Origin of the sequence: Streptomyces sp. Z423-1, from assembly GCF_013009255.1 — a bacterium.
Classification (GTDB): domain Bacteria; phylum Actinomycetota; class Actinomycetes; order Streptomycetales; family Streptomycetaceae; genus Streptomyces; species Streptomyces gossypiisoli.
On record NZ_CP053109.1, the window covers coordinates 7,313,298 to 7,328,966 of the forward strand.

The 15,669-nt window shown below is 69.7% G+C and carries 12 protein-coding genes; 6 read left to right on the forward strand and 6 right to left on the reverse strand.

Features of this window, described 5'->3' with window-relative positions; all coding sequences use genetic code 11:
• Positions 1 to 5 precede the first annotated feature (5 nt).
• The 4 genes from HJD23_RS32930 to HJD23_RS32945 all read left to right on the forward strand — a co-directional run bounded on the left by HJD23_RS32930 (position 6) and on the right by HJD23_RS32945 (position 4,913).
• Positions 6 to 1,364: a sugar ABC transporter substrate-binding protein gene (locus HJD23_RS32930; protein WP_171116284.1), complete on the forward strand. Its 1,359-nt coding sequence runs from the start codon at positions 6 to 8 to the stop codon at positions 1,362 to 1,364.
• Positions 1,365 to 1,512: 148 nt separating this feature from the next.
• Positions 1,513 to 2,325 carry a rhamnogalacturonan acetylesterase gene (locus tag HJD23_RS32935; protein WP_171116286.1) on the forward strand — a complete coding sequence of 271 codons (813 nt, stop codon included), beginning with the start codon at positions 1,513 to 1,515 and terminating at the stop codon, positions 2,323 to 2,325.
• Between the two features lie 34 nt (positions 2,326 to 2,359).
• Positions 2,360 to 3,670: a pectate lyase gene (locus tag HJD23_RS32940; RefSeq protein ID WP_171134097.1), complete on the forward strand. Its 1,311-nt coding sequence runs from the start codon at positions 2,360 to 2,362 to the stop codon at positions 3,668 to 3,670.
• 109 nt (positions 3,671 to 3,779) lie between these two features.
• A complete protein-coding gene (locus HJD23_RS32945) occupies positions 3,780 to 4,913 on the forward strand; it encodes a pectinesterase family protein (protein WP_171134098.1) in 1,134 nt (377 codons plus the stop codon).
• Between the two features lie 228 nt (positions 4,914 to 5,141).
• Here the strand turns inward: HJD23_RS32945 and HJD23_RS32950 are convergent, their stop codons facing one another.
• From HJD23_RS32950 to HJD23_RS32965, 4 genes are all read right to left on the reverse strand, one after another.
• Positions 5,142 to 7,343 (reverse strand): family 43 glycosylhydrolase, encoded by a 2,202-nt coding sequence (locus HJD23_RS32950; RefSeq protein ID WP_171113608.1) that lies wholly within the window; start codon positions 7,341 to 7,343, stop codon positions 5,142 to 5,144.
• Between the two features lie 182 nt (positions 7,344 to 7,525).
• Complete coding sequence (locus HJD23_RS32955) at positions 7,526 to 8,359, reverse strand: pectate lyase (RefSeq protein WP_171113609.1); 834 nt, start codon at positions 8,357 to 8,359, stop codon at positions 7,526 to 7,528.
• A gap of 123 nt (positions 8,360 to 8,482) precedes the next feature.
• Complete coding sequence (locus HJD23_RS32960) at positions 8,483 to 9,349, reverse strand: hypothetical protein (RefSeq protein ID WP_171113610.1); 867 nt, start codon at positions 9,347 to 9,349, stop codon at positions 8,483 to 8,485.
• A complete protein-coding gene (locus HJD23_RS32965) occupies positions 9,346 to 9,915 on the reverse strand; it encodes a SigE family RNA polymerase sigma factor (RefSeq protein ID WP_171113611.1) in 570 nt (189 codons plus the stop codon). The genes HJD23_RS32960 and HJD23_RS32965 overlap by 4 nt, the downstream gene beginning before the upstream one ends.
• A 224-nt stretch (positions 9,916 to 10,139) precedes the next feature.
• Here HJD23_RS32965 and HJD23_RS32970 point away from each other — a divergent pair, with 224 nt between their 5' ends.
• Positions 10,140 to 11,597, forward strand: coding sequence for an NCS2 family permease (locus tag HJD23_RS32970; RefSeq protein ID WP_171113612.1), 1,458 nt, complete (start codon positions 10,140 to 10,142; stop codon positions 11,595 to 11,597).
• Positions 11,598 to 11,664: 67 nt separating this feature from the next.
• Here the strand turns inward: HJD23_RS32970 and HJD23_RS32975 are convergent, their stop codons facing one another.
• Together HJD23_RS32975 and HJD23_RS32980 are read right to left on the reverse strand one after the other, a co-directional pair.
• A complete protein-coding gene (locus tag HJD23_RS32975; protein WP_171113613.1) occupies positions 11,665 to 13,113 on the reverse strand; it encodes a penicillin-binding protein 2 in 1,449 nt (482 codons plus the stop codon).
• 94 nt (positions 13,114 to 13,207) lie between these two features.
• Positions 13,208 to 13,981: an IclR family transcriptional regulator gene (locus tag HJD23_RS32980; protein ID WP_171113614.1), complete on the reverse strand. Its 774-nt coding sequence runs from the start codon at positions 13,979 to 13,981 to the stop codon at positions 13,208 to 13,210.
• 143 nt (positions 13,982 to 14,124) lie between these two features.
• Between HJD23_RS32980 and HJD23_RS32985 the strand changes: the two genes are divergently transcribed.
• A complete protein-coding gene (locus tag HJD23_RS32985; RefSeq protein ID WP_171113615.1) occupies positions 14,125 to 15,654 on the forward strand; it encodes an aldehyde dehydrogenase (NADP(+)) in 1,530 nt (509 codons plus the stop codon).
• The last annotated feature ends 15 nt before the right edge of the window (positions 15,655 to 15,669 follow it).

The window sequence follows — 15,669 nt, forward strand, 5'->3', positions numbered from 1 at the left end:
GACCAATGAAGATCAGCAATCGCAGCACCAGCACAGGAAGGCGCCGGACGTCGGCTGCCGTCGCCCTGGGGGCCGTGCTCGCCCTGACCGCCACCGCCTGCGGCGACGACGGCAGCGGCGGGGGTGGTGAGGGGGCCGAGGGCAGCGGCACCGGGAAGATCGTCTTCTGGGACAACAACGGCGGTGTCCGCACCGACATCTGGAAGGAGATCATCACCGACTTCGAGAAGGCGAACCCGGACATCCAGGTCGAGTACGTCGGGATCCCCTCCACCGAGGTGCAGTCGAAGTACGACACCGCCATCCAGGGCGGCGGCCTGCCCGACGTCGGCGGCGTCGGCGCCGCCATGCTCGCGGGCATCGCGGCGCAGGACGCGCTGGAGCCGCTGGAGGGCCGTCTGGCCAAGTCCTCCCTCAACGGCAAGCTCAACGAGGACATGGTCGAGTCGGTCAAGGTGGCCGGCGGCTCCGACGAGCACACGTTCACGATCCCGACCTCAGCGAACAACGGCACCCTCTACTACCGCACCGACCTGTTCGAGAAGGCGGGCCTGGACGCGCCCGCCACGTGGGACAAGTTCTACGAGGCCGCCGAGAAGCTGACCAACGTCAAGAAGAACGAGTTCGGCTACACCATCCGCGGCGGCGCGGGCTCCATCGCGCAGGCGCTGGACGCGATGTACGGGCAGTCCGGCATCACGTCCTTCTGGGACGCGAGCGGTGAGAAGACCACGGTCAACGACGCGAAGAACGTCGAAGCGCTGGAGAAGTACGCCAGCCTGTACAAGAGGTACACGCCGGCCGCCGACCTGAACAACGACTTCACCAAGATGGTCGCCCAGTGGGACTCCGGCACGATCGGGATGCTCAACCACAACCTGGGCTCCTATCAGGACCACGTGAAGGCGCTCGGCACCGACAAGTTCCGCGGCATCCCGCAGCCCACCGGTCCCGGCGGCAAGCGCGTCCAGGTCTCCAACCCCGTCGACGGTCTCGGCCTGTTCAAGACCTCCAAGAACAAGGAGGCCGCCTGGAAGTTCATCGAGTTCGCCGCCTCGCACGAGTCCAACTCCAAGTGGAACGAGTCGGCCGGCGCCATCCCGTCCAACACGGAAGCCGCCAAGGACGCCTGGATCTCCAAGGCCGAGCCGACCAAGCTCGCCGCCGAGGCCCTCAACGACGGTTCCACCACCATCGTCCAGCTGCCGTACTACCTGCCGGACTGGAACACCATCTCCAAGGCCGACAACGAGCCCGGCTTCCAGAAGGTCCTGCTCGGCGACATGAGCGCCAAGGACTTCCTGGACACGATGGCCGAGCAGCTCAACGAGGCCCAGAAGGAGTGGAACGAGCAGAAGGCCTGACCCCGGCCCGCTGATTCCTCCACCCCCCACCGGACCGGGCCGGCGGCGGACACCGATCGCGCCCCGCCGCCGGCCCCCAACCCCCCACACCCCGAAGCAAGAGGTCGGAACGCAAGAACCCGAACCACCGCTCCGAAAGGTCACCTTCGTGTCTCTCACCCGCAGACAGGTCGCCGCCGCGGCGCTCATCGCCGCCATCCCCGTCGCCGCCGCGTCCCCCGCGCACGCCACCGCCCCCTCCTATGGCGGCCCCCCGCGCCCCCGCACCCTCTACATCGCCGGCGACTCCACCGCGGCCCAGAAGTACGCCGACGCCGCCCCCGAGACCGGCTGGGGCATGGCACTGCCGTTCTTCCTCCACCACGACCTGAAGGTCGCCAACCACGCCGTGAACGGCCGGAGTTCGAAGAGCTTCGTCGACGAGGGCCGCCTCGACGCCATTTTCGCGGCCATCCGCCCCGGCGACTTCCTGCTGATCCAGTTCGGCCACAACGACGCCAAGCGCGATGACCCCACCCGCTACACCGAGCCCTGGACGACGTACCAGGACCACCTGCGGCTGTACATCGCCGGCGCCCGCGCACGCGGCGCGCGCCCCGTGCTGGCCACGTCCGTGGAACGCCGCAGGTTCGACGCGAACGGCAACGCCCGGCCGTCCCACGGCGAGTACCCCGCGGCGATGCGGGCGCTCGCCGCGGAGGAGGGCGTGGCGCTGCTCGACATCCAGGCCCTGTCCATCGCGTTGTGGCAGGAGCTCGGCGTCGAGGAGACGAAGAAGTACTTCAACTGGACCGAGACCGAGCAGGACAACACGCACTTCAACCCGCCCGGCGCGATCGCCGTGGCGCGGCTGGTGGTGCGGGAACTGCTGCGCACCCGGGTGCTGGCGCCGCGAGACGTGCGCCGGCTGGACGACGACATCCCGGAGTCCTGGATCACCTGGCCCGAGGCCACCGCCTGACCCACCCCCATTCCTGTACAAGGAGAGCCGCATCATGAACGCACAGAGGTGGCATGGGCATGCCACAGTGAGGGCCGCCGCGCTCGTCGGATGCACCGCTTTGGTGCTGTCCCTGACCGGTACCACCGCGCAGGCGGGCGGCCGGGACCTCGGCCGTGAGGTACTCGCCGCGAAGGACGGCTGGGCCTCTCAGGGCACGGGCACGACGGGTGGCTCGGCCGCGGACGCCGAGCACGTCCACACCGTCACCACCTGGGAGGAGTTCAAGGCGGCCCTGAAGGCCGGCGGTGACGCCCCGAAGATCATCAAGGTCAAGGGGATGATCGACGCCGTGGCCCAGGGCTGCGAGGCCTTCGAGGCCGAGGGCTACGACTTCCAGCAGTACCTCGCCGACTACGACCCCGCCGTCTGGGGCCACGACACCCCGGTCAGCGGGGAGCAGGAGGACCTGCGGGACGCGTCCGCGGACAACCAGGGCAAGGCCATCAAGGTGAGCGTCCCCTCCAACACCACCATCGTCGGAGTCGGGGAGAACGCCGGGATTCTCGGCGGCAGCCTGCAGATCAAGGGCGTGGACAACGTCATTCTGCGCAACCTCACCATCGAGGCCCCGATCGACTGCTTCCCGCAGTGGGACCCGACCGACGACAACGGGACCGGCGCCTGGAACTCCGAGTACGACGGTGTCGTCGTCTACGGCTCCACCCATGTGTGGGTCGACCACAACACCCTCACCGACGGCCGCTACCCCGACAGCTCCCTGCCGAAGTACTTCGGCAAGGTCTACCAGCAGCACGACGGGCTGCTCGACATCGTGCGCGGCGCCAACTACGTGACCGTGTCCTGGAACTCCTTCGAGGACCACGACAAGACCATGCTGATCGGCAACAGCGACAGCGCCGCCGCGGACGATGCCGGCAAGCTCAAGGTCACCCTGCACCACAACCGCTTCGAGGGCATCGTCGAGCGCGCGCCGCGCGTGCGGTTCGGGCAGGTCGACTCGTACAACAACCACTTCGTGGTGACCAAGGACCAGCCGTTCGGCTACGTCTTCGGCATCGGCATCGAGTCGCGGCTGCACGCCACGGACAACGCCTTCTCGCTGGCGCGGGGGGTCAGCGCGGCCAAGATCCTGAAGAAGTGGAAGGAGGCGCCGCTGACCGCCGAGAACAACTACGTCAACGGCAGGCTCACCGACCTGATCGCCGTGCACAACGCGGAGATCCCCGAGGAGACCCTGCAGTCCGGCGCCGGCTGGAAGCCGACCCTGCGCACACAGGTCCACTCGCCGCGAGCGATCCCGTGGCTCGTCGACCACCGCGCGGGCGCCGGCCGCCTGTGCTGACCTGAGCGCCCCCGGGCCGGGGCGCACCCGCCGCCCCGGCCCCGCACCCCCCACGGCGAGGAAGAACCCGACACCCCCAGAACGACTCGCACTGCGAAGGAACGCCCACATGGCCTCACCCCGCCGCCTCCCGCTTTCCCTGTCCAGAAGGGGTTTCCTGCTGGCGACCGCCGGTGCCGGCGCCGCACTCGGCCTCGCGCAGGCCCCCGCGCGAGCCGCCGCGGCACCCCGCCCGTTCGGCCGCTACGGCGCCCCGTCCGCGCGCCTGAACGCGCGAACCCTGTACGTCGACCCGTCCGGCCGGGGCGACTTCACCTCCGTCCAGGCCGCCGTGACCGCCGTCGGAGGCAGCGGCTGGACCCTCGTCATCGCGCCGGGCACCTACCGGGAGACGGTCTCCGTCGACCGCTCCCGCACGGAGATGACCTGGCTCGGCGCCGGCGACGGTCCCCGTGACGTCGTCATCGTCTACGACAACGCGGCCGGCACGCCCAAGCCCGACGGCTCGGGGACCTACGGCACCACCGGCTCGGCCACCACCACCGTCCGGGGCGACGGCTTCACCGCCCACCGGATCACCTTCGCCAACGACTTCCTGCGCGAGGAGCACCCCGAGATCAGCGGCACCCAGGCCGTCGCCATCAAGGTGCAGGGCGACCGCTCGGCCTTCCACCACTGCCGTTTCCTCGGCCACCAGGACACCCTGTACTCCGACTCCAACGCGGCGAGCGTCTTCGCCCGCCAGTTCTTCTCGCACTGCTATGTCGAGGGCGACGTCGACTTCGTCTTCGGCCGGGCCACGGCCGTCTTCGAGCACTGCCACTTCCGCACCCTGAACCGCACCGACCTGTCCGGCGCCCCGTACGGCTTCGTCTTCGCCCCCTCCACGGAGGCCGCCAACCCGCACGGCTACCTCGTGACGCGCGGCCGCGTCAGCAGCGAGGCCCCGGACGGCTACTACAAGCTGGCCCGCCCGTGGGTGCCCAGCTCCAGCACCACCGCCCGTCCGATGCTCACGGTGCGCGACACCTGGCTGGGCCCGGGCATCGACGCGGTCGCGCCCTATGCCAACATGCGGGACGCCCACCCCTGGCAGGACCAGCGCTTCGCCGAGTACCGCAACACCGGACCCGGCGCCGTCGTCACGGTCCCCGAGAACCGGCCCCAGCTCGCCGACGAGCAGGCCGAGTCCGCGAACCGTGCGACCTGGCTCGGCGACTGGCGGCCTCCGGAGGCGTGCTGAGATGCGCCGGGGCGGCCGGCGAGCCCACCGCGCCCCGCGCGTCCGCTTCGGGCAGGTGCCCGCCTGAACGAGATCGCCGGCGGCCTCGGCCTCGGCCTCACGAACGACGTCGGCCGGGACCCCGCAGAGGAGCCCATGCGGCTGAAGACGTGGCCCGAGCCGGGCCACGTCTTCACCGACCGGATGCAGGACGAGGTCTTCGCGTGGCTCGACGCCGTCCGGTGACTGCTACCGCCGTACGGGCCTGATCGACTCCAGCGTCGGCACCACCGGCTTGATCGTCCCGTCGGCCGCGAACTCCATGCGGTCGACGCTGGTCTCGCGGTGTGTGCCGTCGCCGCCCGGCCGACCGGGGCCGTTCAGGCCGAAGCGGTGGTAGACGATGTACCAGTCGTCGGTGCCGGGGGCGTTCACCACGGAGTGGTGGCCGGTGCCGAGGATGCCGTACTCGGGCCGCTTCTGCAGGATCGTGCCGCGCTTGGTCCACGGGCCGAGCGGGGACGGGCCCGTCGCGTAGGCCACGTGGTAGTTCTCGCTGCGGGTGTCGTCCTCGGACCACATGTAGTAGTAGGTTCCCTGCCGTTTCACGACGAAGGCGCCCTCACGGAAGTTCGCCGGGGTGATGTCCCGTACCTCGGCCGGGTCGTAGGACACCATGTCGTCGTTCAGCGGCACGACGTATCCGCGGCCGTTGCCCCAGTAGAGATACGACGTGCCGTCGTCGTCGGTGAACACCGACGGGTCGATCATCTGGCCGCTCAACTGGCCCTTGGGCACGAGAGGTTTGCCGAGGGCGTCCTTGAACGGGCCGGCGGGGGAATCGGCGACCGCCACGCCGATCTGCTGTTCGGCGCAGAAGTAGAAGTAGTACGTGCCGTCTCGCTCCGCGATCGCGGGCGCCCAGGCGTTACGGTCGGCCCAGGAGACGTCCGGTCCCAGGTCGAGGATGACGCCGTGGTCCTTCCAGTGGACCAGGTCCTTCGACGAGTACGCCTTGAACTGCGTGCCGCTCCAGCCGGGGAAGCCGTCCGTGGTCGGGTAGATCCAGTAACGGCCGTCCATGTACCTGACGTCGGGGTCGGCGTTCAGGCCGGGCAGCAGCGGGCTGCGGGTGCGGACCGCCTCGACCGTCCAGGTGCGCTGCGTGCCGTCGGCGGCCGTCACCGTGTACGTCTGCGGCTTGCGGAAGTCACGCCGGGTGCCGGAGCGGGGGCTGACCTCGGCGCCCTCACCGACCCACAGCTTCGGGGCGAGGCGCCGCAGATCCGCGTCGGGCTGCATCGGCAGCACGACCTTCGACGCCGACTCGGTGACGATCGCGTACCCCTTCTGGTCCTTCGCCGTCGCGTCCACGACCGACGCCGGGCTCACCGGGTACGCGGCGAGCAGCCGGTCGTACTCCTGCTGCGTCACCGGGATGACCGTGCCGTGCCGGGGGCTGGCGGGCAGCTGGTAGTTCGTCGACGGTGTCCAGCGGCCCGAGTCGAGGTCGGTCGTCTCGAAGGGGAGGTAGCCGCGGCCGCCGTACTCGTCGATGAACAGGTACCACTTCTCCTCGGTGTTGGACTTGAAGACCGTCGGTCCCTCGCCGCGGTCCATCGCGCCCTTGCCTATGCAGTCGGAGACGAAGTCGTAGGCGGTCGAGGTGAGCGTGCGCGACTTCTCGCCCGTGATGAACTTCGAGCAGGGGCTGGAGGAGCTGGGGTTCCGCTCGTCCTTGGTGTAGCGGTAGTACGTGCCCTTGTGCTCGACGACGGTCGAGTCGATCACCGAGTAACCGGGGTCGCTCCAGACCTTCGGCTCGCTGAAGGTGCGGAAGTCCTTCGTCGTCGCGTACATCATCCTGTTGTACGTCGATCCGGTGTGGTCCGGGTCGTCGGCGGCGTACAGCTTCGACGCCCAGAAGACGACGTACGCACCGAGCGAGTCGTCCCAGTAGGCCTCCGGCGCCCAGGTGTTGCCCGCGTTGTCCGGGGACACCTTCACCAGGCGCTGGTCGGTCCAGTGGACCAGGTCGGTCGACTCCCAGACCATGATGGACTTGCTGCCGTGCCGCTGGACGTGGTCCCAGCTGCCGCTGGAGTTGCGGTACATGCGCAGGTCGGTCGCGATCATGTAGAACTTGTCGCCCTCGGGGGAGCGGATCACGAACGGGTCGCGCAGGCCCTTCTCCCCGATGGTGGAGGTGAGCACCGGCTTACCGGCGTTCAGCTCCCGCCAGTGCAGCGGGTCGTTGCCGCGGCTGAGGGCGTAACGGATCTGCTCGCCGTCGGCGGTGCCCTCGCCGGTGAAGTAGGCGAAGAGATAACCGGCGTACTTCGGGTCTTTCACGCGGGGGTCTCCTGGGTCGGCGGCACCGGGTGGGGCGTGCAGCAGGGCGAGGAGGAGGGCCAGGAACGGGAGCAGGAAGGCGGCACGACGGCGGCTCATGGGACGTCCTGTGGGAGTCTGGGGGATTCTGTTGGATGACGTGCCCTCGGAGTGTCACCGGTGCGGGACAGTGGGTCAATCGCTGCGTATGGGATGGCCGGGGAGCGAAAATTTCGAAAGCTTTTCGCTCGCGCCCCCAGGGGCGCGTACGCCCCCGCCGTCACCGGCGGGGGCGTTGAGGCTCACTTGTAGGTGAGGTCGGAGGCGGTGTACCGGCAGTGTGTGCCGTCCGGGCCCGTGCCGAGTACCTTGGGCTCGGCGCCGGTGTTGTTGCCCTGGAAGCGCGTGCACGGCTTGATCTTCTTGCCGCTGTCGCCGTGGATCCGCACCTTGCGCAGGGCGGCCGTGTCGCCGAAGTTGGCGTTGATCCCGACGATCGACGTGCCCGGCGCGGTGACATCGACGTCGTTGATGATCACCGAGCGGTTCTTGTACTGCGTGGAGCAGTTGCCGCAGGTGCGCACCAGCTTGCCGAAGCCCGACACCTGGAACTTGGTCACGACGAGCTTGCCCGCGCCGTTGAACTGGAAGACCTTGTCGTCGGCCTTCTTCGCGCCGCCGCCGTACACCGTGTACACGGCCGACGCCGACTTGCCCTTGAAGGTGGCCGCGTCCTCGCCGACGTCCTCCCACCACACGTTCTGCAGCGTGCAACTGCCCATGCAGTGGATGCCGTCGGCGGCCGGGGAACCCAGGATCACGTTCTTCAGGACCGCGCCGTCCTTGAGCTTGAAGATCGGGTCCTGGCCCTCGTCCTGGCCGGACCCGCCCAGTGCGCCACTCCCGTGGAAACGCTTGTACCCGCCGTCGTACGTGCCCGAGACGGAGATCGTGCTGCTCACGGCCTTGGTGCCCTTGGCGGTCGGCCAGGCGGACGCAGCGCCGGCGGTGGACAGCAGCGACGTGGTCGCGAAGGCCGCGCCGGTGACGGCGAGCGCGGCCACTCCGCCGATCACGGCCCGCCGCCGGGTGACCCGGCGCCGGTGCCGAACGCGCTGTTGTGCTGGTGCAGTCATGTACCGCTTCCTCAACTGGGTGGTGACTGTTGCCCCTTGTGGTCGCCACCGGTGGAGAAAGGGTTGCCGCGTCTTCGAAACTTCTTCACGGGGACGCGGGCTTCCCGAGCCGGGCGTCGGCCGTCACGAATCGCCCTCGGACGAGTCGTCGTCCTGAGCCGCGAAGTCGCCCGCCACGGACAGCTCCCGGTCGCCCGCCGTCGCCGTCGCCGTGTAGCGGTCGTCCCTCGCGTCCCGGCCGCCGCGCTCGTGGTCGTACTGCCCCGCGAACACCCACTCGCCCGCCGGGACCGTACGGCCCTCCTTGAGCACCCAGGTGTAGACGAGGAAGCCGTCCTGCTCGCCGACCGTCAGGTCGAAGTCCTGCTCCGGCAGCGACCGCCAGGCGCCCGTCGAGGACACCCCGCCGGTCTGGGCGATCCGCAACTGCACGGTGAGCCGCGTCAGTTGCTCGCGGGACTTGACGGTGACGTTGCTCTGCGCCCAGAAGTCGTTGCTGTGCGGGTCCACCGAGCCGTCCGACCACAGCGGGCCGTCCTCGACACCGGCGGCCGGCGGCTGTGTGATGGGCGGGGCGGGGGCGGACGGTGAACCGGTCTCCTCCTCCCGGGACTCCCCGGACTCCGGGGAGGTCCTCGGCGTCGGGTCCACCGGAAGAGCGGGCGGCCGGCTCGTCGCGTCCGGCGACGGGGTGGGCGTCGCGGTGGCCGCGACCTTGCCCTGCGGGGCGGCGGGTTCGTCCTTCACGGCGGAGGCGACCGCGTAGCCGCCGACCGCCAGCACACCCGCGACCGCGGCCGTCGCGCCGGTCACCCGCAGCCAGCCGAACACCGGCGGCAGTGTCCCCCGGTGGCCACCGGCGCGGCGGGCCTCCTGGGTCATCCCGCGTTCGATCCGGGCCAGCATGCGCGCGCGGTCGGGCTGGTGCGCCTCGGCCGCCTCGTGCAGCCGGGCGCGCAGCTCGTCGTGCACGTCCCGCTGCATCGTCATCGGTTCCTTCCTCCCGCCTCACCGGTGCGCGTCGCCATGGCCGCGTGCACTCTCCGCCGAGCCGCCTGCGGACCGAGCAATCGTTGCAGCTCGGCCATTCCCTTCGACGTCTGGCTCTTCACCGTACCCACCGAGATGCCCAGGGCGAGCGCGGTGTCCTTCTCCGAGAGGTCGAAGGCGTGCCGCAGCACCACACACGCCCGCTTGCGGAACGGCAGCCGGCGCAGCGCCGCCTGGACGTCCACCGCACCCGCCACGTCCGGGTTCTCCACCTTCTCCTCGCGCTGCGACCAGAACAGGGCGATCCGCCGCCGCTCGCGCACCGTGCTGCGGATCCTGGTGCGGGCCAGGTTGGCGACCACCCCGCGCGCGTACGCGACCGGATGCTCGGCCGCGCGTACCCGGTCCCAGCGGTGCCACATCGCGAGCAGCGCGTCCGCCGCCAGATCGTCGGCGGCGTCCGCCTCGCCGGTCAACAGATGGGCGAGACGGGCGAGTTCGGCGTGGTGGCGCTCGAAGAAGGCATGGAACTCCACGGAGGCGGCGTCGTCGACGACTGTGCCCACGGGCTGTCTCTCCTCGAAGCGTCGACCCGGCATCGAACAGCCGTACGCCGGGGTGAGATCCGGAACTGTATCAGCGTTACCTGCGTCTCGTACGGGGCTTCGAACGCCGTATGGCAGGCCGAACTCGATTCCGTAACACGGAGAAAACCTGAAACCGGTTCAACGCGGGAACAATCCAGCCAGCATCCGCACACAGATCATTCAGGCACCAAGGAGCATCCGCCATGTCCGAAACGCAGAGGGTGGCCGACCGGCCAAGTGCCCCGCCACCGGCGGCCAACGGCGTCGACCGGTTCTTCAAGATATCCGCGCGGGGCTCCACCTTTGCCCGGGAGATACGCGGCGGCTTCGCCACGTTCTTCACGATGGCCTACATCCTTGTCCTGAACCCGATCATCCTGGGCAGCGCCGAGGACAAGTACGGCGCCCAGCTCGACCCCGTCCAACTCACCACCGCCACCGCCCTGGTGGCCGCGGTGATGACCGTCATCATGGGCGTCGGCGGCAATCTGCCGCTCGCGCTCGCCGCCGGACTCGGCCTCAACGCCGTCGTCGCCTTCCAGATCGCCCCGCTGATGAGCTGGGACGACGCGATGGGCCTGATCGTCCTCGAAGGCCTGCTGATCTGCGTCCTGGTGGTGACCGGCCTGCGCGAGGCCGTCATGCACGCCATCCCGGGGCCCCTCAAGCAGGCGATCAGCGTCGGCATCGGCCTGTTCATCGCCTTCATCGGCTTCGTCGACGCCGGTTTCGTCAGCCGGATCCCGGACGCCGCGAACACCACCGTGCCCGTTCAGCTGGGCGGCTCCGGCACGCTCACGGGCTGGCCGATCCTCGTCTTCTGCCTCGGCGTGCTGCTGACCGTCGGGCTGCTCGCCCGCAAGGTCAAGGGCGCCATCCTGATCAGCATCGTGACCATGACGATCGTCGCGATCGTCATCAACTCCCTCGCCGACATCAAGGCCTGGGGCCTGACCACACCCGCCTGGCCCGACCAGGTCGTCGACGCCCCCGACTTCGGACTGATCGGCGACTTCAACCTGTTCGGCGCGTTCGGCGAGCCCGGCGTCGGTGTCATCACCGTCGTGCTGCTGATCTTCACGCTGGTCCTGTCCGACTTCTTCGACACCATGGGCACGGTCGTCGGCATCAGCACGGAGGCCGGACTGCTGGACCAGGACGGCAAGGTCCCGAACCTCGGCCGGGTCCTGCTCATCGACGGCGCGGCGGCCGTCGCGGGCGGCGCCGCGTCCGCGTCCTCCGCCACGTCCTACATCGAGTCGGCGGCGGGCGTCGGCGAGGGCTCGCGCACCGGCTTCTCCAACCTGGTCACCGGCGGCCTGTTCGCCCTCGCCCTGTTCTTCACCCCGCTGCTCACCATCGTCCCGCTCCAGGCGGCCGCCCCGGCCCTGGTCGCCGTCGGGTTCCTGATGATGACCCAGGTCAAGCAGATCGACTGGGACCGGTACGAGATCGCCATCCCGGCGTTCCTCACCATCGCCGTGATGCCGTTCACGTACTCCATCACCAACGGCATCGGCGCGGGCTTCGTCGCCTACGTCGTCATCAAGACGGTGCTCGGCAAGGCCAAGGAGGTCCACTGGCTGCTGTGGGGGACCTCGGCGCTGTTCCTGGTGTACTTCGCGATCGACCCGATCGAGCAGATCCTCGGCGTCAAGTGAGGGACGCTGCGCGGCCAGTGCGGGTCCGTTGTGGCTGGTCGCGCAGTTCCCCGCGCCCCTTGGGGCGTTACTGCAACGCCGCTTCCATCACAGCCTTGGCCACCGGCGCCGCCAACCCATTGCCGCTGACCTCCGACCGCGCCGCGTCCGACTGCTCGACCACCACCGCCACGGCGACCTCCTTGTCCGAGCTGTCGGACTTGGCGTAGGAGGTGAACCAGGCGTACGGCGTCTTGCTGTTGTTCTCGCCGTGCTGGGCCGTACCCGTCTTGCCGCCGACGGTGGCGCCGGAGATCTGCGCGTTCGACCCCGTGCCCTTCTCGACGACCGTCTGCATCGCCGACTGCAGCTGCTCGGCGGTGGAGGAACTGACGATCTCCTTGGTGGAGGCGTTGGCGTCGTAGTCCTCCAGCACATCGCCGCTGTGGTCGGTGATCTGCGACACCATGTGCGGCTGAACCAGCTTGCCGCCGTTGGCTATGGCCGCGGACACCATGGCGATCTGGAGCGGGGTCGCGGTGACGTCGAACTGGCCGATGCCGGACAGGGCGGTCTGCGCCTTGTCCATGTCCTTCGGGTACACGCTCTCGTAGGCGCGCACCGGAACGTCCTGCTCGTCGTCGTTGAAACCGAACTTCTCCGCCATCGCACGGACCTTGTCCTGGCCGAGGTCGACGGCCATCTTGCCGAAGACGTTGTTGCAGGAGTACTGGAGCGCCACCCGGATCGAGGCGTTCTCGCAGGGCGCGTTCGGGTTCTCGTTGGTGAGCTTGTCCGAGGACAGCGGGAGCGGGTACGGGTCGGGGCTGTCCGTGCGTTCGTCCACCGACGAGTACAGCCCGTCCTCCAGCGCGGCCGCCGCGACCACCAGCTTGAACGTGGAGCCCGGGGGCAGCGGCTGGCGCAGCGCCCGGTTGGTCATCGGCTTGTCCTCGTCCTTGGTGAGCTGCGTCCACACCTCCGAGTTGCCCGCGGTGATCTCCGACGGGTCGTACGACGGAGTCGAGACGACCGCCAGGATCCTGCCCGTCTTCGGGTCGATCGCGACGGCGGCGCCCTTCTTGTCGCCCAGCGCCTCGTACGCCGCCCGCTGGGCGTCCGGGTCGATCGTCGTGATCACGTCACCGGGGTCGGCGCGCTTGTTGGTGACCGTGTCCAGCACGGTCTTCAGCCGGGTGTCGGTGCCGTCCAGCAGGTCCTGGTAGATGCCCTCCAGCTGGGTGGCGCCGTACACCTGCGAGCTGTAGCCGGTCACCGCCGCGTACAGCGCGCCGTCCCGGTACGTCCGCTTGTACTTCAGGTCGCCGCTCGTGGTCCTGGCCGAGCCGGTCACCGAGTCGCCGGCCACGATGATGTTGCCGAGCGGCTCGCTGTACAGCTCGATCGCGTTCCGCCGGTTGTTCTTGTCGTCCGCGAGCGCCTGGCCCTCGTAGAACTGCACCCAGGTGGCCCTGACCAGCAGGACCAGCACCAGGAGCAGTGTGAAGACGGACGCGCGCCTGATCGTCTTGTTCATCCCGCTCTACAGACGAGCGGCACCGGCCGGAACGTTCCCTTCCGTCCGGTTTCTCATCCGCTCCTCAGAAAGCTTCGGGGGTGCAGCACGCTGCTCACAGCCTCCGCGTGGCGAGCGTCAGCCGGTCGCGGGCGTCGAACAGGGCGTCCTTCACCATCTGCTCGTGCGCGGGGGTGAGCCGGGCCACCGGGATCGAGCAGCTGATGGCGTCCCGGGCCGGGGTGCGGTAGGGGATCGCCACACCGAAGCAGCGCAGGCCGAGGGTGTTCTCCTCGCGGTCGACGGCGTACCCCTGCTCCCGCACCAGGTGCAGCTCCTCGATGAGCTTCTCCCGGTCGGTGATGGTGTTCTCGGTCAGCGCGGGCAGGGTCTCCGGCAGCATCTTGCGCACCTGCTCGTCGGAGTAGGTGCTGAGCAGCGCCTTGCCCAGCGAGGTGGAGTGCGCGGGCAGACGGCGGCCGACCCGGGTGAACGGGCGCAGGTAGTGCTGCGACTGGCGGGTGGCGAGGTAGACGACGTTGGTGCCGTCCAGGCGGGCCAGGTGGATGGTCTCCGTGGTGTCGTCCGAGAGCCGGTCCAGGGTCGGCCGGGCCACCGCGACCACCTCGTCGCCGTCGATGTACGACGTGCCGACGAGCAGCGCCCGTACACCGATGCCGTACCGCGTGCCGGTCGCGTCCGTCTCCACCCAGCCGAGCTCGACGAGGGTGCGCAGCAGCATGTACAGGCTCGACTTGGGGTAGCCCACCGCCTCCTGCACGGCGGCCAGCGAGTGCATACCGGGACTTCCCGCGAAGTACTCGAGCAATTCAACGGTCCGCACCGCGGACTTGACCTGCGCCCCGCCGCCTGTCTCGCCTGCCGACATCGCCCTTGACCCCTTCGTTGGACGGGAAATAGTCTCCGCATCATATTCACCATCGAAGACAGCGTTCAGTATATCGAACAGCGCTGGTGGATGGCATGGTGAACGACGTACGTACTGCGGCAAGACATGTGGAGGAACCCGCGGTGGCAGCAGCACCAGTCTGGAGTGTCGACCCCCGTACCGGGAAGCAGCGTGAGCAGGTTGCGGTGGAGGCCACAGCCCAGGAGGTGGACACCGCCGTACGTGCCGCGTACGACGCCCGGGGGTCCCTCGCCGACCGCGCGGTCCGGGCGGCCTTCCTGCGCACCGCCGCGGACCAGTTGGAGGCGGCCAGGGACGGACTCGTCGAGACCGCCGACGCCGAGACCGCGCTCGGCCCGGTCCGGCTGACCGGCGAGCTCGCGCGCACCTGCTACCAGTTGCGGGCCTTCGCCGACATCGTCGACGAGGGCGCCTTCCTCGACGTCGTCATCAACCACCCCGACGACACGGCCACCCCGCCCATCCCCGACCTGCGCCGCTACAAGGTCCCGCTGGGCGTCGTCGCCGTCTACTCCGCCTCCAACTTCCCCTTCGCCTTCTCCGTTGCCGGCGGTGACACCGCCAGCGCGCTGGCCGCGGGCTGCCCGGTCGTCGTCAAGGCCCACCCCGACCACCCGGCTCTGTCCGAGCTGGTCGCAAAGGTGCTGCGCCGGGCCGCCGGGGAGCACGGCATCCCCGAGGGAGTGGTGGGCCTCGTGCACGGCTTCGAGGCGGGCGTGGAGCTGATCAAGCACCCGCTGGTCGCGGCGGCCGGGTTCACCGGTTCGGTACGCGGCGGGCGTGCCCTCTTCGACGCGGCGGCCGCCCGTCCGGTCCCGATCCCCTTCCACGGCGAGCTGGGCTCCCTGAACCCGGTGCTGGTCACCGAGGCGGCCGCGGCCGAGCGGGCGGAGCAGATCGGGTCGGGCCTTGCCGGGTCGATGACGCTGGGCGTCGGGCAGTTCTGTGTGAAGCCGGGGCTGGTGCTGGCGCCGTCCGGCGCGGCGGGGGACCGGCTGGTGAAGTCGCTGACGGACGCGGTCAGCGACACCGAGGCGGGGGTGCTGCTCGACCACCGGATGCGGGACAACTTCGTCGCCGGGGTCGCCGAGCGGACCGCGCTCGACGGTGTGGAGTCGCCTGTCACGCCCGGTGCGGGCGGCGAGCACACGGTGAGCCCGGGGTTCCTGACGGTGCCGGCGGAGAAGCTGGCGCGGGAGGGGGCGTACGACCTGCTGCTGGAGGAGTGCTTCGGGCCGGTCACTGTCGTGGCCCGCTATGAGGACGAGGGTGAGGCGACGGCGGTGCTGTCGCGGCTGCCGGGGAACCTGACGGCGACGGTGCATCTGTCGGCGGCGGAGGCCGCGGGGGAGGGGCGTGGGCCGGAGCTGCTGGCGGAGCTGACGCCGCTGGCCGGGCGTGTGCTGGTGAACGGCTGGCCGACGGGGGTTGCGGTGGCGCCCGCGCAGCATCACGGGGGGCCGTACCCGGCGACGACGTCGACGTCGACGTCGGTGGGTGGGACGGCCATTGAGCGGTGGTTGCGGCCGGTGGTGTATCAGGGGGCGCCGGAGGCGTTGTTGCCGCCGGAGCTTCGGGACGAGAATCCGCTGGGGCTGCCTCGGCGGTTCAACGGGCATCTGGAGCGGTAGCGCTCCGCGGGAAGC